The organism is Mucilaginibacter sp. OK283 (assembly GCF_900110415.1).
Taxonomy (GTDB): Bacteria; Bacteroidota; Bacteroidia; order Sphingobacteriales; family Sphingobacteriaceae; genus Mucilaginibacter.
In genome coordinates, this window is the sequence record NZ_FODR01000009.1 from 208,477 (window position 1) to 229,640 (window position 21,164).

Annotated in this window: 16 protein-coding genes; 5 read left to right on the forward strand and 11 right to left on the reverse strand. The window is 44.0% G+C overall.

The genetic code is table 11. From position 1 onward, the window contains the following. Positions 1 to 244: 244 nt before the first annotated feature. From BMX56_RS20450 to BMX56_RS20460, 3 genes are all read left to right on the forward strand, one after another. Positions 245 to 946: a hypothetical protein gene (locus BMX56_RS20450; protein WP_143065493.1), complete on the forward strand. Its 702-nt coding sequence runs from the start codon at positions 245 to 247 to the stop codon at positions 944 to 946. A 9-nt stretch (positions 947 to 955) separates the two neighbouring features. Continuing rightward, positions 956 to 2,743: a hypothetical protein gene (locus BMX56_RS20455; protein ID WP_090651527.1), complete on the forward strand. Its 1,788-nt coding sequence runs from the start codon at positions 956 to 958 to the stop codon at positions 2,741 to 2,743. 281 nt (positions 2,744 to 3,024) lie between these two features. Further along, on the forward strand, positions 3,025 to 4,113 hold the full coding sequence (locus BMX56_RS20460) for a TRADD-N-associated membrane domain-containing protein (RefSeq protein ID WP_090651528.1): 1,089 nt from the start codon (positions 3,025 to 3,027) through the stop codon (positions 4,111 to 4,113). 96 nt (positions 4,114 to 4,209) lie between these two features. On the opposite strand, the gene BMX56_RS20465 is transcribed toward BMX56_RS20460, so the two are convergent. The 10 genes from BMX56_RS20465 to BMX56_RS20515 form a co-directional block, all read right to left on the reverse strand. Then, a complete protein-coding gene (locus tag BMX56_RS20465) occupies positions 4,210 to 4,533 on the reverse strand; it encodes a MafI2 family immunity protein (protein WP_090651529.1) in 324 nt (107 codons plus the stop codon). 70 nt (positions 4,534 to 4,603) lie between these two features. Further along, positions 4,604 to 6,142, reverse strand: coding sequence for a YifB family Mg chelatase-like AAA ATPase (locus tag BMX56_RS20470; RefSeq protein ID WP_090651530.1), 1,539 nt, complete (start codon positions 6,140 to 6,142; stop codon positions 4,604 to 4,606). A 116-nt stretch (positions 6,143 to 6,258) separates the two neighbouring features. Then, positions 6,259 to 6,912, reverse strand: coding sequence for a hypothetical protein (locus BMX56_RS20475; protein ID WP_143065494.1), 654 nt, complete (start codon positions 6,910 to 6,912; stop codon positions 6,259 to 6,261). Between the two features lie 159 nt (positions 6,913 to 7,071). Continuing rightward, a complete protein-coding gene (locus tag BMX56_RS20480; RefSeq protein WP_090651532.1) occupies positions 7,072 to 7,461 on the reverse strand; it encodes a hypothetical protein in 390 nt (129 codons plus the stop codon). 237 nt (positions 7,462 to 7,698) lie between these two features. After that, on the reverse strand, positions 7,699 to 9,327 hold the full coding sequence (locus BMX56_RS20485) for a carboxylesterase/lipase family protein (RefSeq protein WP_090651533.1): 1,629 nt from the start codon (positions 9,325 to 9,327) through the stop codon (positions 7,699 to 7,701). Positions 9,328 to 9,509: 182 nt separating this feature from the next. Continuing rightward, the gene (locus tag BMX56_RS20490; RefSeq protein WP_090651534.1) at positions 9,510 to 11,114 is read right to left on the reverse strand and encodes a M1 family metallopeptidase; all 1,605 of its coding nucleotides are present in this window, start codon (positions 11,112 to 11,114) and stop codon (positions 9,510 to 9,512) included. A gap of 88 nt (positions 11,115 to 11,202) precedes the next feature. Further along, positions 11,203 to 12,144 carry a hypothetical protein gene (locus BMX56_RS20495; RefSeq protein WP_090651535.1) on the reverse strand — a complete coding sequence of 314 codons (942 nt, stop codon included), beginning with the start codon at positions 12,142 to 12,144 and terminating at the stop codon, positions 11,203 to 11,205. A gap of 88 nt (positions 12,145 to 12,232) precedes the next feature. Further along, positions 12,233 to 13,003 (reverse strand): hypothetical protein, encoded by a 771-nt coding sequence (locus BMX56_RS20500; RefSeq protein WP_090651536.1) that lies wholly within the window; start codon positions 13,001 to 13,003, stop codon positions 12,233 to 12,235. Between the two features lie 287 nt (positions 13,004 to 13,290). Further along, complete coding sequence (ffh, locus tag BMX56_RS20505; protein WP_090651537.1) at positions 13,291 to 14,619, reverse strand: signal recognition particle protein; 1,329 nt, start codon at positions 14,617 to 14,619, stop codon at positions 13,291 to 13,293. Between the two features lie 377 nt (positions 14,620 to 14,996). Continuing rightward, positions 14,997 to 16,019: a DUF3078 domain-containing protein gene (locus BMX56_RS20515; RefSeq protein ID WP_255369881.1), complete on the reverse strand. Its 1,023-nt coding sequence runs from the start codon at positions 16,017 to 16,019 to the stop codon at positions 14,997 to 14,999. A 226-nt stretch (positions 16,020 to 16,245) separates the two neighbouring features. Here BMX56_RS20515 and BMX56_RS20520 point away from each other — a divergent pair, with 226 nt between their 5' ends. Continuing rightward, positions 16,246 to 17,196 (forward strand): NAD-dependent epimerase/dehydratase family protein, encoded by a 951-nt coding sequence (locus BMX56_RS20520; protein ID WP_090651539.1) that lies wholly within the window; start codon positions 16,246 to 16,248, stop codon positions 17,194 to 17,196. Between the two features lie 481 nt (positions 17,197 to 17,677). Continuing rightward, entirely contained in the window at positions 17,678 to 18,127 is a 450-nt protein-coding gene (locus BMX56_RS20525; protein WP_090651540.1) for an SRPBCC family protein, read from the forward strand. 400 nt (positions 18,128 to 18,527) lie between these two features. On the opposite strand, the gene BMX56_RS20530 is transcribed toward BMX56_RS20525, so the two are convergent. Then, entirely contained in the window at positions 18,528 to 20,981 is a 2,454-nt protein-coding gene (locus BMX56_RS20530) for a TonB-dependent receptor (protein WP_090651541.1), read from the reverse strand. Positions 20,982 to 21,164 lie beyond the last annotated feature (183 nt).

Sequence of the window (21,164 nt, forward strand, 5' to 3'; positions counted from 1 at the left end):
AATACAAACAGCTTTGTATTGCACGCCTTGCCGCCACCCCATAAAATTGTATCGTTAAAAACAACTAATAAATGCACCGGAAAGCAGCACTGTTGTAGCCTTAATAAACGGTACAAGATACACAAACAACTAATACATTAAACCCCAAAGCCATGGAATATATCCTTGTAACAATAGCAATAATGCTGATATGCATCACGGCGCTTACCCGACAAAATAAAAACACCTATTAAACCCAATACCAATGAAAACCTTTATCTCCACTCTTTTAACCATGTTTTTTTACATTGTTGCCTATGCACAGCAAAGTAACACCAAAACGGAAACCGGCAGCGGCAATACCGCGCAGTTTGTTTCGCCCATATCCTTACAGGTACTTGTTGGCAGCCAGGGCATAGGCGCCGATGTGAAATATGGTTTTTTGCCAAAATTATCCGGCCGGCTTGGCTTTGGTATCATCCCGATAAATGCAAACAGGGGCTTCCAGTTTTTCGGTTTCCCGGTACAGGGGCAGTTTTCAACCAGTTTCTCTAATGTCCATTTGCTGGCCGATTATTCGCCTTTTAAAACCAATAGCTTCCGGCTGGTAGGCGGTGCCTCATATATTACACAAGGTAAGGCAACTGCCGTTATTACACCATCTGGTGGTTATAACATCGGGAGCCAATCGCTCACCAAAGATCAGATTGGTGTGCTGCAGGCCGATGTTACGTGGAAAGGTGTTGCGCCTTACCTGGGCATCGCCCTTTTTAAAGGATTTCCGGGCCGGCTTTTAAATGTAAATCTTGATGTTGGTACATATTACCTATCCAGGCCAGGCACTTCGTTTACGGGCACAAAGCTACTATCAGATAACGATGCCAATAACATACAATTCAATAAAAATATGCAGGGCTATCGTTGGATGCCTGTTGTTCAGCTCAATTTTAATTTACGAATCAGATAAAATATCATCATGAAAAACACCTTTAAACTCCACTCACAAATTAACCCGGCAAAACAGGGTAGTGCGCTTATTAATATTTTTTTAATGATTGCGTGCATGGTACTGGTACTAACCCTGAATAGCTGCCGGAAACCCAATGAAGGCATAGCACTCACCATTAACGAAACCACGCTTACCAAAGCGCCTGTGTTATTACGTTTTGCCAACGCTAATGCGAATTCCGCTAATCAGCCCGGCGATTTTGATGTTAAAATAACCGGCAGAGATGCAGCACTGGTACAAATGGACGGTGGATCGACCAGCGATTTTAAGGCCTCGCATGGCTTTTTACCTTTATCGCTTACCGCCAACGCTGCTCCCTCGCCTTCGTCGCCGGTAACATTCAATGTATCGGCCGATATCCCAGGGTATGCGCCCATAGTGCAAACCGTTACCATTACAAAAGATAGTGCAAAAATTGTTGATGTTGGCGTGGTTGAATATGCCAACCCACCCGCAGGTACATCTGTTTTGGCAACTACCACACCCTTATCCAACGGCGTATCTGCCGGGGCTACCCTTAACCTGCCGCAACGGTCGGGCATGGTTGAAACGGCACAGATTAAAATTTTACCCGGTACAGAAATGCTTGATGCAGATGGCTCGGCTATAAACGCATCGGCGTTAACATCCAATATTGTTGATTTCAGCGCCGTTTCTACAACTTCATACGGAGCCTTTCCCGGAGGTTTTAGCCCTACCAATGTGATAGATAAGGCGGGCAACCAGGTTAATGGCGGCAATGCCATCAATTTTGTGTCGGCGGGTTTATTGTCCATTAAAATGTCGGCGGCCGGTACACAGGTAAGGCATTTTTCGCAGCCTATACAGGTGAGTATGAAGCTGGATCCTAACACCACAAACTTTATTACCGGCAATAATATTAAAGCCGGCGACACCGTGCCGCTATGGAGCCTTACCGAAGAAACCGGGCAATGGAAAAGCGAAGGCGATGTAACTATAACTAATGATAGCGGCGGCAACCTTATTGCCAATTTTGAAACCTCGCATCTGTGCTGCTTTAACCTTGATTGGAGTTGGGCGGTGGCCGGGCATCCATACGGCACCTGTTTTACGCCGCTAACCGTGCGCATTCACTGCGGGGCGGGCAACAGCGGTATTTATGATGTAACCATTGTTACACCCAACAACCAATACCTGGCCGGCGCCCATGGCGAATTTGTACACGATGGCGATGTAGTAGTATTTCCATATGTGCCCAGCATTGCGCAATGCAAGGTTGTTATCAGCAGCTTTAACTTATACCTTAACCCGCGGCTGCCCATACTTGCACAAACCGGCCTGTTTAACCCATGTAGCCAGGGTTCTGTCGATTTGAGTTTTGGTAGCCCGGCTACGCCTTCGCTCATCAATGTTACCCTTAATATGCAGGGCTATTGCAGCAATAAAAACATCAACCTGCTGCCTTCAGGCTGGTTTTTCCTTTACGATGTTGGTGCAGCGCGGCTCAATCAAAACGCATGGACTTACGCCTACGTAAACCGGGGCGTTATCCAATATGCTTTTGGCGCAGGTATTACAGGCAGCAATGGCAGGTATAGCATTAAATTATTTAACGGCGATCAATATTACATGTACGCTTACAATAGCTACGTATGGTACCAAACATCGGTGTTTACCATGGCGCCGCGAAACTTCACTTTACCGTCTGCAAGCGGTATAAATGGCTCGGCTATTTATGATGCAGGCAGCAATACCCTAAACATCACTGCTAAATTTAGCGTGCGCTGTCGTTAAAAGAAATTGGCCGTTAGGTTAATAAATAGGGGAGAGGCCCCGTCAATAGAAATATTGCGGGGCTTTGTTGTTTTTTAGGATGACAAGGCGATATATCAACAGGCTGGCCAATGATTGGACTTTGATGACTTGCGAACGTTTTTTTATCGCGCTCAAGGGTGGTATAAAATCACTTTTGTTTATTTATGCCCTCTGTTACAATTTGTTATGATTATTGTTGAACAAAAAATGTACCTTTAAACAGCCCATTTCGTTACAAGTATACCTAATCTTCACAGCTCATGGCCCAACCACTTAACGCCCCCTCAATACAACAGTCCACCAAGCCTGTAAGGTCGGTACTTCAATACATGCGGATGGCTTACCGGATACAAATGCTTACGATTATATTGGGTATCATATTTTATCTGCTGGCCTCTTATTTCAGGGTGAACTATATTTTTGAAAAATCGAGGTCAATAGACCTTGTTTTGTCTACAAACAAGGTACTTGCCAGGCATCTTAACAAAAAGCTCACGCCCCAATATATTGATAGCGTACGTACAGATATGACGCATGAAATGGCTCACGGCGGCTACATGGCAATACCGATAGACCGCTTTATGACAACAGATAGCGTTATCCGCATGGATAATGATAAGCAGGTGATTGAAAGTTTAAGCAAACTTTCAGATACGGCAGGCTATAATCCCAATGAATTGACCGATAGGGTGCAAAATACGGTATCAAAATCCTTTTTTAACAAGTATGGCCTCAGCCAATTTATAACCGGCGGTAATTGGTGGTCGCCATGGGCAACGCCAATTGCGGTATTTTTAGGTGTCGACATTTTTTTGCTGTTGATAACCGGGTACCGGATAAGCCTTGAGCGCGACAAGGCCGAACGCGCCAGGGCCCAGCTAAATGCCAGTAATAACCCAAAGGATATCAGGCTGAGCTGGGTATCGGCCCAAACTACCCTTGATACCTACTACCGCCGTAACCTGGAACAAAATACCTGGACTTTTATACTGAGCGTTATTGTAATGATTATTGGTTTTATACTGATATTTTGGGGCATAGGCAAGGCTATCAGCGGCGATAGCACCGATAAAAACACATCGCTGGTATCCATTTTGTCAACATCGGCCGGCGTAATTACCCAGTTAATTGGCGGCACATTTTTAGCCATATACAACTCTACTTTAAAACAGGCGCTTGATTATACCACCAACCTGCAAAAAACAAGTACAGTGGGTACATCTTTGGCTATACTTAACAGTATTGAAATAGATGACCAGGACGTAATGCTTGCCGACCCAACCATTGCGGGCAAGCTTGTAGATGCCAAAATAGAAATAGCTAAACAATTGATTGAGCAATCGAAGTAAGGGAGAAAAAACGCTCTGTTGTTGATTGAGACGGCAAGGTGTTATGCGGGTATATTGGTTTATGGATATGAATTTAAACTATCTTACTACGAGTTATTATAAATCATAGTCATATCGGGTTTCATCAAAAAATGCGAAGATCAGATAATCATGTTTTTCATCGTCCTTGTAATCTTTGACTAATTTGATATTCGCTTCGACACTGAAATCGGGAATCGGTGCGCTGCTGTTAGTGACGATGTCATCCAATAAATCCAATTCGATATTATTGGGTTCTGTCTGATAATACGCCGTCAATATGATATTATGTTCTTGAAAATCGACATCAAGATACAGCTTCCTCAGGTTTTCGGTTATCTTGTATGTGAGATAACGTAACACTATGCCTGAAAGCGCATATTTTTTTTCTTCTTTATTCATGATTTAGCATATTTAATGTCCGATTCTTTACTTCAGATTACTAAGCCTTGAAATTTCATATCAACTAAAATTACCCAGCCCAGCCCTCTCTATCCAAACTCCTGAAATGAATAGCTTCGGCCAGGTGTTCCAGTTTAATTTCTTCGCTGGCGGCAAGGTCGGCAATGGTGCGGGCCACTTTCAGGATGCGGTCATAGGCGCGGGCGCTCAGGCCAAGCTTTTCCATGGCTTTTTTCAGAAGGGTTTGGCCGGCTGTATCTATTTTGCACAGGTCGCGTACCATTTGGGGGCTCATTTGGGCGTTGGCATGTAAATCGGGGCGGTTGCCAAATCGTTCTATCTGAATTTCGCGGGCATTGATTACGCGTTCGCGGATGTTTTCACTTTTTTCGGCCAGCCTGTCTGACGATAGCTCGTTGAAATTAACCGGGGTAACCTCCACATGCAGGTCGATTCTGTCCAACAACGGGCCGGATATTTTGCTTAGGTATTTTTGCACCATTCCCGGCGGGCAAATACATTCTTTTTCGGGATGGTTGTAATAGCCGCAGGGGCAGGGGTTCATACTGGCCACCAGCATAAAGCTTGAAGGGTAATCAACCGTAAACTTTGCTCTTGATATGGTTACGCGGCGTTCTTCAAGCGGCTGGCGCATTACTTCCAGGGCGCTGCGTTTAAATTCGGGCAATTCATCCAGGAACAAAACACCATTGTGGGCCAGCGAAATTTCGCCGGGGGCGGGATTGCTGCCGCCGCCTACGAGTGCTACGTCGCTGATGGTATGGTGCGGGCTCCTGAAAGGTCTGATAGTTACTAATGCATCGGCAGCTGCAAGCTTACCTGCAACGGAATGAATTTTGGTGGTCTCTAACGCTTCGTATAAGCTTAGCGGTGGTAAAATAGATGGCAGCCTGCGGGCCAGCATAGTTTTGCCGGCTCCCGGCGGGCCTATCAGGATAACGTTATGACCACCGGCGGCTGCAATTTCCAGCGCGCGTTTGATGTTTTCCTGGCCGCGTACTTCGCTAAAGTCGCTATCATAGTTGCACAGGCTGTCGTAAAATTCTTCGCGGGTGTTTACTATTACAGGTTCGAGCTTAATATCGCCATTAAAAAAGCCAACCACTTCTTTAATGTTTTCAACACCATAAACCTCCAGGTCATTTACAATAGCGGCCTCGCGGGCGTTTTGTTTAGGGAGAATAAAACCCTTAAAGCCATCTTTACGGGCCTGTATAGCGATGGGCAACGCACCTTTGATGGGTTGTAAGCTGCCATCGAGCGATAGTTCGCCCATAATGATATACTTATCCAATTCTTCGGCATCCAACTGGCCCGAGGCGGCTAACACGGCGGTAGCAATGGTGAGGTCATATGACGAGCCTTCTTTTTTGATATCGGCCGGGGCCATATTTACCACTACCTGCTGGCGCGGCATCCTGAAATTGCAATTTTTTAGTGCCGAATCAATACGGAAATAGCTTTCCTTAATAGCCACATCGGGCAGGCCCACAATAAAATATTTGGTCCCTGCCGCTATATTTACCTCAACTGTAATGGTGATAGCCTGTATCCCATAAACCGCACTGCCAAAAGTTTTAACTAACACGATGATAAAGTTTGTTCAAAGCGTAAGATAAAAATTTTTAAGTATCGCAACATAAAAGGAATATAAAAATGTGCCCTAAAACAAAAACGGCGCCTTATGGGCGCCGCTGTTAAATGTTATAACCGTTGTTTATACGTATCAAAATCGCTTGCAAAATCTTTCAGGATGTTGTACCACGAATGTGCCCAATAGTTGCGGAAGCCGAAACCACGGCTGTTCCCGGTTTTGTAAACGGTAAATAAAACCGTTTTATCGTTCATGTTTACAAAGGTTACCCAGGCACCGGCCTCATGTGTTGCTTTACTCATACCTTCAACAAACATCATCATGCCCAGGCCTTTCTGGCCCTGGAAATCATAATTCTTTACCAAATCAACAATGTCTTTTTCTTTAAGGGTACTAAAGTCGCTTGGCTTCTCGGTAAAAAAGTTTTTGGTGATGGCGTTATTTACAGCTTCGGTAACCTTGAATGCAAAGTGTACACTATCTCGGTGCGAAGCACGGGGCACGTTGTATGTTTTTGGCTCGGTTATAAACAGGTTTGCCCATGCCGGGATAAATTTACCTACAAACTCGGAGTTCAATAGTTCGCCCGACGCCTTGTATGCCGCTTCAGAACCAATAAACCTTGCCTGGGAAAAATCCATTCCCAGCCAGGTAACCGGTACTTTAGGGTTAAACACGTCGGCTTTGGTTTGTGCCTGGGCAACGTTTACTATGGCGCAGGTAAGTAAGGAAATAAAACAGCTGAATTTTGTGATTTTTTTCATGGTTACGGTATACTTTATATTACCCGCCGGTATTGCCGGCAGATAATACAAAATAACACACAATTCATGTAATTAGCATAGCCCTAAAATAACCGGATAGTTAAATTTTGTTATTGTGTACCCAACACGGTCAAAATCAGGCTGATATTTTTTGAAAGATCAAATGGTATTTACAAACAGGAAAAAGACACAGGAAATCACAGCATAGGCCATCAACATAATTGACCATACTTTTTGATTGTTTTTGCTCAGTTTTTCAAATGCAATATTCCATTTTTTAAACCGGCCGTTGTTTAGTAATATAAAGTAATTAAGCAGCAGTGCGCCCGAGGCGGCCAAAAGTATTACAGTTGCAGTTACCTGGTTAATATTAAACCATTTTTGGTGTAAGCAAAGCTGGGTAAACATCAGCAGGTTAGTTAGCAAAAGGATTAACAGGAAACTAACGCCAAAAAGCGAGTTAAATTTGGGTAGGCCACCTTGTCCGAAATTTCTGGCGTTCCATCTGTAAGCGGTTACATACATGGATTTAATTGCTGCTGTGTTCATGATGTTAATGGTTTAAAGGTTAATAGTTGGTAGTTAAACGAGCCGATGGAATGGATTGTTTGGTTGATAACGCAAACTGCAAAATTATATTATGTAAAAATTTCAAATTTTTGAAGATAGCCATATAAAAGTTTGGCAAGCGACTAAATGTCAATAAACCGGAATGGCGTTATCTTCCGGGTAAACAAAAACGGCCACCAAAAGGCAGCCGTTTTATACTATTAAAGTGGGAGATTTTTATTTTGCCGATGCCATTTGAAGCAGGGCAGCGTCATGATGGTATTTTACTTCGGCTTTGTTATCAAATAACATAGCCGCTCCGTTTTGGGCGGTGTAAGCAGGCCAGTTGGGTAAGCCCTTGGCATTTGGGTTACCGGTACGGGCAAAATTTATCCAGGCTTGGCTCATTTTATTGGCTAAGGCGTAGGCATCCTTACCACCGCCGGTCATTTCTTCGCAGCGTTTAATGTTATCAAACTCAAAACAGATATCGATACAATGGATGGATTTAAACATGCCATCGGCCACTGGTGATTGCCAGGTAAACATATACATATAAACCGGCGCCGCGCCGGTTACTGCCGATTTTGCGTTGGCCTGGCGGATAACACCCGGCCTGAAAGTTGCTAAATCGATATCCAGGTAATCGGATGGTTTTACAGTGCCCGGGTAGGCTTTTAAAACCTCGGCCATATAAGCTTCTGTTTTATCAGCATATTTTTTTTGAAGATATCCTTTAACATCGTCCATACTAAAGTTACGGATAGCCGGGTTTATCAGCGAGGCCATAAATTCGGTTTTAGTTGAGCCAACCAGTAAGGGAATGTTTTTTGATAGTTCGGCAGCGGCCGGGTCATTTAACTGGTAGGGTAAAAACACGCCATCGTTAACCGGCTCCCAGCCCAGGCCAAAACCGGCAACGGATTTACCTTCGGTTTTTAATTGCTGGGCAACTTTAGGTAACGCTTTTTTTGCGGCGGCGCTCAGGCGTTCGTATGATATGGTTTGTAACGAATCAGCCTGGTTTGGCTGCAGGTTCAATACTTCCAGCATAGCCGCGCCAATTCTTTTTGATACATCGTTATCCATAAATTTTGACTGGTAACTGCCGCTTTGTACAATAGCTTTATGGAACAAGCCTTTTGCTGATGGCGCCGCCATTAAGGTAGTAACCTTGCCGCCACCACCCGACTGGCCAAAAATAGTTACGTTATCCGGATCGCCGCCAAAGCTGGCTATATTTTGTTTTACCCATTGCAGGGCAGCAACAATATCCATCATACCCACGTTGGCCGATGATTTATATTTATCGCCATAGGCCGATAGGTTTAAAAAGCCCAGCAGGTTTAAGCGATGGTTAATGGATACCACCACAACATCGCCTTTTTTGCTCAGGTTTTCGCCGTCATAGGATGGCAGTTCAATGGCCGAGCCGGCAGCAAAACCGCCGCCATGCAGCCAAACCATTACGGGGCGTTTCTTTTGATCGTTAATGCCTGGAGTCCAAACGTTGAGTTTCAGACAATCCTCATTCATATAGCCCCAGTTGTGCTGAAAGCCAAACTCGATAGGGTCGTTAACGGTAGTGGTTGGGTCGATAGGACAAACAGCGCCGTATACCAGCGATGCGCGGACACCCTGCCATGGAGCGGGCTTTTCGGGTGCCATAAAACGTTTGGCAGTTGCGTAAGGTATGCCTTTGTAATTAAAGGTGCCGTTGTGGATGTACCCGCGTACCTGCCCTGCATCGGTGCTGGTTACGGCTACACTTTCGCCGGCAATAATGGCATCGCTGCTTTGGCTGTAGCCAAATAATGGCAGCAGGCAAAAGGCCAGCAAAGCCCAAAATGTTGAGTTTTTATTCATGGTTATCTGGTTTAATATAATTGGTTTATGGATTATCCGGGGGATGAATAACGTATACCATTACCATGATTCATTGGGCAATAAACCAATAATTATCATTGTGTAGGTATTACACAATGATAATTATAAAAATTTATAAATCAATAGGCTGTTGATTTATTTAGCAAATAGTAACAAGCTTATTACTTCTGTGCAGTAATGCCTTCCAGGCTAAAGGATGCCAGTAAATTTACGTTAGGATCAACCATTATTTTAGCGTCACCAGTAGTCACCGGCACTTTAAGCCCGGTTTCTTTATTTTTAATATTCATGGTGTAGGGCTTGCCGTTAACCGTAAGCTCCAACGGGAACTCGTAAAGCGATGCCTGTTTTTGTGTTACCGATATTTCGACAACAGAACTATTTGCGCGTTGCATCCATGTTATCTTTAAATCGGGGTGACCGGCTGTTCGTAACCATTGTTTAAAAAATAGTTTTAGGTTTTGGCTGCTGGCTTTTTCCATCACTGCGCATAGGTCGGCAGTGTTCGCGTTGCGGCCGTTATACATGGTGTAATAATTACTTACGCCTTTCCAAAATATAACATCCCCCAGCTTGCGTCTAAGCATATGCAGTACCCAGCCGCCCTTTTGGTAACTGTTGGCGTTTAGCAATTGCATGTACTTGTTTTTTACAGCGGTATCAACAACGGGGCTCAGCCTTTTCTTTTCAAAATCAATAACGGTTTGCCTATCCTCAATTAGCCGCTTTTTTAAGGTATCGGCCCCATATTTATTCTCCAGGTATAGGTTGGTCATGTAGGTGGCAAAACCTTCGCTTAACCATAAGTGGGCAAAGTTTTTTTCGCTTGCGCCATCACCAAACCATTGGTGGGCTATTTCGTGCGCCATTAACTCCTCGATGCCTTTGCTGGTAACCGACTCTTCAAAGTAAAATATCGCGCTTGCATTTTCCATCCCGCCAAATATCGTTTTCGATTGTACGTTGGCCAGTTTCTCGTAACTGTAAGGGCCAACTTTTTTGATGAAAAACGGCAGTATATCTTTGGCAATAGCATAGTTTTTAAAACCGGCCTCCTTGTTTTCGGGAAACACATAGGAATAAACCGGGATACCGCTTACATCGCCGGGATGGTCAATGGCAAATTCGGCAACGCCAATAACCATTACTTTGGTAGGCAGCACCACGTTTTCCTGCCAATGGGTAAGTTTTAAGTGATTATCCAGGGCTTTCTCTTCCAGTTGTAAACCGTTGGCCACCACCTGGTAATGATCGGGCGCGGTTACTTCAAAGTCAACGGTAGCTTTATCTGCCGGGTCGTCAACGCAGGGGAGCCAATTATGGGCCCTATTTGGCCAGTTATCGCCAAAAAAAGTACGGTGGCCAAAGTTGTTGGTTGATATGATCAGGCCATCGGCAGGTACACCTTCGTAGCTAATTACAAAATTATGCCTGCTGGGGGCTTTTACCAGTGTGTATATTTTAACAGCATCGCTATCCTGTTCAAATTTAAGGCCTTTACCATTCTCGGTTACTGCTGATACCGTCATCCCTTTGCCACCTGCATTCTTTTTTGCCAGGTTCAGGTTAAATGAAGCAGCATCCTTTATAAATTTTATGGCTACGGTGGCTTCGCCTTTTATATTATTGTTATCGTCATTAAGCTGTAACGCAAAATTGTAGTGCTGCACATCAATAGCCGAGCCGGGAACCTGGGCATGGGCAGATAACGTAAAAAAGGCAAAAGCTGCAGGAAATAGTTTTTTATAGTAGAGGATTGAACGCATACAAAACGGTTTAAATGCGAAGTTTATAAAAAACCATAGCATTTAAACCATGTGTTAATATTTTTACGCGAGAAAAAACGCAATTATATTAAAAAGTTACGCTGGCACCCGCCGAAAATAAAAAGTAAAGCCCATTTTTTGATGTATTACTCACATAATCAACCTGGTTAAATGGTTTTATGAGGTATGGTGTAAAAACTATCTGCACTTTGTTTATAACATAGGTAACCGGCATCGACCCGCTAAAGGCAAGCAACTGATATTTCCTTACTTCCTTTTGATTTTCCTGGGTTACGGTTTGGGTGATGATAGTTTGCTTAGGCTGATTTGGAAACAATATGTTAATAGGCGTTTGTTTCTGCGGAGTTTCTACCGACCGGGTTACCTGCGACTCGGTGTAGTAGGTTTGGTAAAACGATTGTGTACCGGCATATAGCGATGCGGTTGGCGTAAGCTTAAGGCCATTTAATTTCGTGGCACCGGTTTTAACTGCAAATATCTCCTTAGATAGTTCGGCAGTATTGATGATATCGTTTTTGTTGTTTTTGTCAAAGCGGTAACTACCGCCAATGCTCAGTTTTACAATATTATCGGGGTTGGCGTACAATGAACCATCAATGGTGGCATTAAAAGACGAGAGGATGATAGGGCTGCTGCCGGTAATAAAAAACTTAGTGGCCGATATGGTGCCGCCGTAATACTTTTTACTATCAAACCCAAAAACATATCCGGGAGTTATACTTAATCCTTCGGCGCCCGATTTTGATCCGTTAAGATCAAAGTAGCCTATTGCACTTAAGAAAAATCCGTGTTTGCTTACCAGGGTAAGCGTTGGCAGTAATAATGGCACGCTGCTATCGTCGCGACGGCCGGCGTACGTTAAGTTGGAAATATATTGGAGTCCGGCATTTACAAACAACTCCTTTACCTGCGGCTTTTTAGATGCCGTATCGGTAACGGTTCGCTGTGCAAATGAGACTGTACCGCTGCCCATAATAATAAGCAGCACGATAAGTTTATATTTTTTCATAAAGGATTTGATGTGCTTAGCGTATGTTTTAAATCAACAAAAGGGCCGTTAACGGCCCTTTTGCTAATGATATTATTATAATTTGATGTTATTGTTTAGCAGCGCTTACTTTAGTTGAGCTGCTGCCCGAAGCGCTAACAGTAGCGCTTTTTTTACCTGCTTTTACCGTGGTTGCAGATGAGCCACTGTGTGATAAGCTTGCTTTGGTACTTTTTGTAGTTGTAGCTGCACTACCAGAACTGCTTACGCTTCCTTTGCTGCTAATACTTACGTTTTTCCTGGCAGCTATTGCTTTTTTGCTTGCTGCAGAAGCAGCATTAACCGAGGCATTTTTAGCTGCTGCGGCTTTAGCTGCAACGTTATTTGCTTTAGCGCTAACATCTGCTGAGGCATTGTTTGCGGCATCTTTTGATGCTGTAACTGCGCTACCTGCGGCTGTTGCGGCTTTATCTGCCGATGCTGAACCACTTACACTACCCGAACCTGCAAGGCTTGCTGCAGCGTCGGTTTTGTTAACTGCTGCATCGGCATTTGTTACGGCGGCAGCGTTAGCTGTTCCGCTTACGTTGGCAGCCTGGTTTGCAGTTGCCTGCGATTGTGCGGCGGCCGCGTTAGTTGCTGCCTGAGTTTGGGCTGCGGTACGGGCGGCAGCGCTTTGGGCCTGTGCGGCGGCCTGGTTGCTGATATTGGTAGTTGTAGCTGCGGCTTTTTGAGCCACAGTAGCAGCATTCACAGATGGTAATGCAGTTTGGGTAACAATTTTTGTTGCCGTTGCTGCACCTACGTTAACCTGTGCAATACCGGATTTTGCTGCGAATAAAGCTGCTGTAAATAATACTGATTTAACTAAAGTTTTCATTTTATCTATCTATTAAGTTTATGTTGCATGCCGGGTTATTAAACCGGTATCATGACATTACATAGACAAATGATATGCCATTGGAAAAATAAAGCCAGAATAATAGGAAATTTGAACTGTTTTTGTATAGAATAGCAGACAAAAGACAACAAAAGCTTGCCGAAAAATAAAAAAAAGCAGACAGTTTGCCGGGCATTAAAAGCAATGCCCTAAAGCAAAAAAAGCCCCGGTAAATATCCGGGGCCTAAGTGTATTTTTTAAATATGCGCTATAAAAAGCCGGCAAACTTACATTTTGGGCATCCGGCGCATCATGCTGGCCATGGCGGCGGGGTTGCTCATTTGCTTCATTACCTTTTTCATATCGTCAAACTGTTTCATTAGCCGGTTTACTTCGGTTAAATCAGTTCCGGAACCTTTGGCTATCCGGTTACGGCGGCTTTGGTTAATAGTTTCGGGGTTCGATTTTTCGAATGGTGTCATGGATTGGATGATGGCCTCGATAGCTTTAAAAGCATTATCATCAACTTCAACATCCTTCATCATTTTGCCTACGCCGGGAATCATGCCCATCAGATCCTTCATGTTACCCATTTTTTTGATCTGCTGTATCTGGCTGTAAAAATCGTTAAAATCAAATTTGTTTTTGCGGATCTTCTTTTGCAGCTCGGCAGCTTCCTTCTCGTCAAACTGCTGCTGGGCGCGCTCAACCAGAGAGACAACGTCACCCATGCCCAGGATACGGGATGCCATACGATCGGGGTGGAAAACATCAAGCGCTTCCATTTTTTCGCCGGTACCTATAAACTTAATCGGCTTATTTACAACCGATTTAATAGATAAGGCTGCACCACCGCGGGTATCACCATCAAGCTTGGTTAATACTACCCCGGTAAAATCAAGCCTGTCGTTAAACACTTTAGCGGTGTTTACGGCATCCTGGCCGGTCATAGAGTCAACCACAAATAATATCTCATGTGGTTTTACTGCGCTTTTTACCTGCTCAATTTCCACCATCATGGCTTCGTCAATAGCCAGGCGGCCGGCGGTATCAATAATCACTATATTATGGCCATTTTGTTTGGCCAAAGCAATACCCTCCAGCGCAATGGCAACAGGATCTTTCGATTCGCGGTTTGAATATACCGGTACGCCTATTTGCTGGCCTAATACTTCCAGCTGATCAATAGCCGCTGGGCGGTAAATATCATCGGCAACCAGTAAGGGCTTTTTGTTTTTTTGCGTTTTAAGATAATTGGCCAGCTTGCCGGTAAAAGTTGTTTTACCCGCACCGTTTAAACCTGCAATCAGGATAATGGTTGGCGATGCCTTTATTTCCAGCTCGGCTGTGGTACCGCCCATAAGCGCGGTAAGCTCATCGTTCATGAGCTTGGTAAGCAACTGGCCTGGCGATATGGCTGTTAATACATTATTACCCAGTGCTTTTTGCCTTACATCGTCAGTGAATGCTTTGGCGGTTTTATAGTTTACGTCGGCATCCAGAAGGGCCTTGCGGATCTCCTTCATGGTTTCGGCCACGTTTATCTCAGTAATAGTTCCTTGCCCCTTCAGTACCTTAAAGGCCCTGTCGAGTTTATCCGAAAGATTTTCAAACATTGTAATATCCCAGTTTTGAGGTTACAAAGGTATGATTTTGAAAGTTAATTTTAAGACAGATGTATATGCCGTTTTTGGTGCGGCAAAATCGGCCCAAAAACAAAGTCCGGTTTTTTTTTAAATGTTTTGCTACCGGTTTTTTCAAGAGGCCCTTTAACGCTGTTTTTGCAATATTTAATGCAAAAAAACGCGAAAAATCACAAAAATTGCATGATTTGATTCAAATAAGCTGTAAGAAACTTCAAAAAAATACAACTTTTATACAATTGCTTTTTAATGGCATGCTGCCGGAGGAGCGTGAGCTTTTTTGAGAAAAAAAGACCGAAATAAAGTCAAAAAAAACAAATCTGCAGCTACCCAATTTTTACCAATGACCATTAAGGGAACCTGTACAACATTCCCAGCGCCAGGCCTTCTGTAGCCTGGGCATCTTTTGAGGTATGCTGATCATATAACAGCGTACCATTAATGGTAACGTTGATTAAACGGTTTACCCGGGCCGATAACACGGCATCAACACGGTGGGTAACATATTTAAGCGACTGGCCATACGGGATAAACAATGCATAACGTGTGTTCAGGTGGATATTTTTCATGATATCCTTATCAAATAGGGCTACCATTTGAAATGCTAAATCGTTTTTTACGGTTTTGTTGGTATCAACGCCGTAGTTATCTGTTTGAAAGCGTCGTACACTTTTATCTAAAACAAAAGTTTGCCTTGCGGTACCCGTACCTAAACGCAAATCAAAATAGGGGGCTGGCTTATACTCCAAACCCAACGATTCGGTTAAATAGCCGGGCGCCATAAAATTCGAGATCTGCTGAGCATCAAAACGACCGTTGCCCTGGTCTACATAGTTAAATCCTTTGTCAAACTGCGACTCAAACGTTAGCGCGCCGAACAGGTACCAGTGCTTAGATAATTGCGAGGCTACCTTATTATCAAAGTAAATCCTGTCGTTGGTTTTACGTTTGCCCTGGCCTTTATTTTTGGCTACGCCATAAGTAAGGTTAAGCTCAGATACATAGCTGAAAGGCGCGTTGTTATACTCGGTGTGGTATACAAAGTTTGTACCCAGGGCCACCGAATTTACACCTCCGGCGCTATAGTTGCTGGTAAAAGCCGACTGACTGAAGTTGAGCCCGAACGCTACCGCTTTTTTCCAATGGATAACTTTATAGTCAAGCATGGTAACCGGGATTTGCTCGCGCTGGATCTGGATGGGCCTCACCCGTGTTGGGATTGAATTTGGGCGCGGGCTCACACGCAACCTGTTAACCACGGCGGTATCAATTTTAACGGTGTCCTTTTTCAGCGAATCGGTTTGCTGGGCAATTGCCGATGTGCTGCAGGCTATCGATGCTAATAAAAGCAGGGCAAGTCTGATTTTTAACATAAAAGCAAAATAAAGCAAAAAAGTTTAAAGAAGTATCAAGTAGTTAGTATCAAGTAGCAAGATTTTGACCCGTGATTTTTTTGCAGCTATCTTACTACTTGATACTAACGACTTGATACTGCTATTGCTATTGCAACAATCTTGATACTTACTACTTGCTACTTGCTACTAAATCAACGGTTAACTTTTTCAGGCAAATTCCTACATTTGCCAAAACTAAAAGTTGATGACTGAAAAAATTTTAGTGATCGGTGCCAATGGTCAAATTGGTACCGAATTGGTTATGGCATTACGCGGCATTCACGGTGCCGAAAATGTAATCGCCTCCGATATTAACGATCCTACCTACGCCATCCGCAACAGCGGCCCCTTCGAAATTGTAAATGTGCTTGATAAGCATAACCTGCACCACATATTTGATAAACATCGCCCAACCCAGGTTTACCTGCTGGCTGCTATCCTATCTGCCGTAGGCGAAAAAAAGCCAAAAATGGCCTGGGATTTAAACATGACCGGCCTTATCCATGTGCTTGATTTTGCTGTAGAGTTTAAAACGGCCAAGGTTTTCTGGCCAAGCTCTATCGCCGTTTTCGGCCCGCACTCGCCGCAGTATAATACGCCGCAGTATTGCGTAATGGACCCCAACACGGTATATGGCTTTAGCAAACTGGCTGGCGAGCGCTGGTGCGAATATTATTTTGAAAAATATGGTGTTGATGTACGCAGCATCCGTTACCCCGGCCTTATCGGCTGGAAAGCCTCGCCCGGCGGCGGCACCACCGACTACGCGGTGCACATATTTCACGAGGCATTAAAGAATGGTAAGTACCAAAGCTTCCTTTCGGCAGATACCGCGCTGCCGATGATGTATATGGAAGATGCCATCAGGGCTACCATTAGTTTGATGGATGCACCGGCAGAGCAAATTAAAATCCGCTCGTCGTACAACCTGGCCGGCATCAGCTTTACACCAACGCAACTGGCCGAAGAAATTAAAAAACATATCCCGGCCTTCCAGATTAGCTATACAGATACCGACCCGCGCCAGGCCATTGCCGATAGCTGGCCCAAATCAATTGACGACAGCAGCGCGCAGCAAGACTGGGGCTGGAAGCTGGAATACGACCTGCCCAAAATGACCGCCGATATGCTGGAGAATTTGAAACGGGTACTTTAGGAAGGTGAAAGGTAAAAGGCGAAAGGTTAAAGGTTTTCCTTTCTTGTACTTCAGGTATCCCTGATGCCTTTAAATTAAGGTTGATTTAAATATCGAACACCGAATGTCCAATATCGAATAATGAATAAAAAAAATCGATTTGGACATTCGATATTCGTCATCGATATTTATTTGCTTGTTTTCTTACGATCACTCAAGCTCCGGCAATGCTTTTAAGTAATTAAAATTCAACTCCCACGAGCGGATCAAAGCAATCACATATTTACCGGCTTTATTTTTTTTGAAATACCTGTTCTGGCAATCTAACCAAGCACAGGCCTGTCGCAAATTTGGTTGCAAATTGTCGTTTCCTGCCCTGCTCAATATCTTTTTTTACCTGCATTTTTGTTAAACAAATAACAACAAACGGTGGAGCAGCTACCACTTGCAAAAACGGGCGATCCGAAAAGCCAAACGAGTAGGAATATAAAAAAACGATTTTATGTCAGACAACAAAGTTTCATTGCACAGAGTTATTAAGGCTTCGCCTGAAAAGGTATATCGTGCCTTTACCGAGGCTACGGCGATTGCTTCATGGCTGCCGCCTTACGGTTTTCTTTGTACCGTACACGAAATGGACGTTCGGGTAGGTGGTACTTTTAAAATGTCATTTCATAATTTTACAACAGGTAACGGCCATTCATTTGGTGGCGAATATTTGGATGTGAAACCCAATGAGTTCCTGAAATATACCGACAAATTTGATGACCCCAACATGCCGGGCGTAATGACCACCTCTGTTTGGCTTCAAAAAACAATGGTAGGTACCGAACTAAAAGTACTGCAGGAAGGAATACCTCCGATGATACCCGCCGAAATGTGTTACCTGGGCTGGCAGGAATCGCTGGAGAAACTCATTAAACTGGTAGAACCTAATATACCAGATGCCTGATTAAGGCAAGCTCGCATCTCTTTTGGTGAATATCAGCTGTGGTAAAATGTAAATGCCAGAAAAAGCATTCATTGCCCGATAATCACTTTTGTGGATTGGCGTTTGGATATCCATGCCATTGCTGAAGTTATCTCAATAGGTCAATAGGTGCTTGGAAGAAAAAAAGCGCAGGGTGTGTGCGATTCCTTCCCTGGGGAAGGAAGAGGTAGGGGTTAAATCAGGCGTTCAAGTCGCTTTGCAACTCGGCGCTCGTATAAACCCCTCCCTGCCTTTGCGCTCAAACTTAGCCGCACCTCCTGTTGGGAGGAAACTAAAAAGCCGTCCCGGCACCTATGGAATTATCCAACACCGACACGGGCTTTATTGGCTGTGCCTCCATATTCAAAAACACCCGCTACAATTAATGCGCCCGGCCTTGTTCGCTTTCGGCGCCGCCGGTATCACGCTTTTGGGGTGTGTTGGTTAATTTACCGAAACTATAGGTAAATGCCAGGGTGGCTACCCGGGTATCTAAAAAATTATGGAAGGTGGCATTGGCGCCCACAATATTGGTAATGGTGCCGCTTGGCCTGAAGGTGTGGAAAATATCACGCGCATTTAACTTAATGGAGCCCTTATTATTCAATATTTTTTTCTGAATGGCAGCGTTAAGCATGCCTTTGGGTAGTGTAACAAACTGTCCGTAAGTGCCCCCACTATCATAAAAGCCGCTTAATTCGGCGCTCCAGGTTTTGGATAAAGTGAATTGGTTGTTACCGTTGCCCGAAAATGTGTATTGCGACTGATTAAGGTACCCGGTGTAAAACGCCCCCTGGTAAGTGTTTTTATAAACCTCGGCATATAGGTTAACCGACCACCATTTGGCCGGCTGAAAGTTGGTATTGGCAGACAGGTTGATTGTTTTCCGTCGCCCTATGTTGCCCTGGGTGCTGATGAACACGTTGTTGCTGTTGTGAATAGTTTCGCCCTGAACATCGGTAGTGTAATTATAGGTAAGCGCAACGGTAAACAAACTCCGGTAGCTATACGCCAGCTTATAATTATCAGTAAACTGCGATTTAAGGAAAGGGTTGCCCGAAAAGTAAGTAAACTTATCTACAAAAAAGGTAAAAGGATTTAAGCTTCCGTAGCTGGGCCTTCCAATGCGCCGGCCATACGACATGGCAAGCACATTATGGCCGGCTGTATCCAGGTTGTATGAAAAATAAGCCGTCGGGAACAGGTTGGTATAGTGCTTAACAAATGATGAGTCGGCTTTTTGGGCATTCCCCAGCTGATGGCCGGAACCATTGGTGTTCTCGGCCCGTAAACCTGTTTGTAATGAAAACCGGCCGAGGGTTTTGTTAAAATTAACGTATGCAGCATTGATGTTTTCTTTATATAAAAACCGGTTGGTGTTGTTGTAATCAATGGTGCTTACATTATCAATCACATTAAAATAATTGGCCGCATTATCTGTACTCACATAGCTGCTTTTAACCCCGGCCTCCAGCTTTGCCTTGCCCTTAAGCGGACGGGTGTAATCGGCCTTTGCAGAATAGATATTAATGGTGGATGGCAAATTATCAGTCAGCGTTTGTGAATTTGTTAAAGTACCATCGGGTAAAAAAGTGTTGTTTACAAACATCTGGTTACTGCCGGCTGCATTGTGAATATAATCCAGGTCGAATGTAAGTGTACGGCCTGTGCTATCAAACTTATGGGTATAATTCAGGTTTATACCCTTGCTGTCAAACTTATTGGTAGATGTATTCAGGGTATTTATGGTTGAATCCAGGCCGCCGCTTTTACCATATAATAAGCTGTATACCGGGCTGCTGTCATGATCGCGTGATATTTCGCCGGTAAATACCACACCCCAGGTAGTTTTTGACGACGAGTAATAATCCATCCCGGCTTTAATATTGGTGTTATTACCGGATGGCCTGAAGTAGGATATATCCTTTAAGGATGAGGTTCTATCTCCATTGGCATCAAAATAATCGCGGTCAATTTCCAGCCGCCTGAAGGTTTTTTGCTTGTTATAGGCAAGGTTAGCAAAAATATTAATTTTATCAACGCGGTAATTCATGTTGATGCTTTCGTCTGTACGCCCATAAAAACCGAGCGCATAATTGGCCGAAACCACCGCATTAAACCCCCTGGTGGTGTTCTTTTTAGTTTTTATATTAATTACGCCTGCATTTCCTGCGGCATCATATTTGGCCGGCGGGTTATCCATCAGTTCTATCTGATCTAATGACGATGACGGTAACGAGCGCAGGTAAGTTGCCAGGTTTGCGGCAGAAAGATAGGTTGGTTTATCATCAATCATCACCATTACGCCGCTTTTTCCCTTAAAGGTGATATTGCCATCGGCATCTACCTGTACACCGGGTGTTTTAGCCAACACTTCCAAAGCGTTGGCGCCGGTGTTTGATATCAGCGCCCCAACATTAACTACCGTGCGGTCAATTTTTTGTTGCACATATGATTTTTGGGCAGTTATAGCCACCTCATTTAACTTTTTGCCTGCCAGCGATAAAATAAACGGGGGTAAATTAACCGGTTTTAGCCGGCTTACAATCACCGGGTCGCTTAGGTAAGTTTTATAGCCAATATAAGTAGCCTTAATAAGGTAGGTATTATCCTTTATGTTTTTAAATACGAAGCCACCATCCGGGTTAACAAGCTGGGTACTTACCACGCTTGAATCTTTTGTGGCAAGTAAAATAACTGTCGCGCCATCAAGCGGCTTCTTAGTATCATCCAAAACCGTCCCCGAAATTTTGCCGATGTTGGTTTGTGCCGGGACAACATTAAAAAGTAATAGCATGAATAAGGGCAACAGAAATACGCGTATCAGTTTCATCATGATTATAAGACATGTGCTGCGCCATTATCGTTACATGATTTTATATTTTATTTAGGTGGGTGGCGGGTATCTCCGCTGCCCCGATACCAGGTAAAAGGTTAAAGGATAAAGGTTTTAATCGTATTTTTGCATACGTATTAAAACAGTATTATATTCGCTGCCCGTCCATGGCCTATAGGCTAT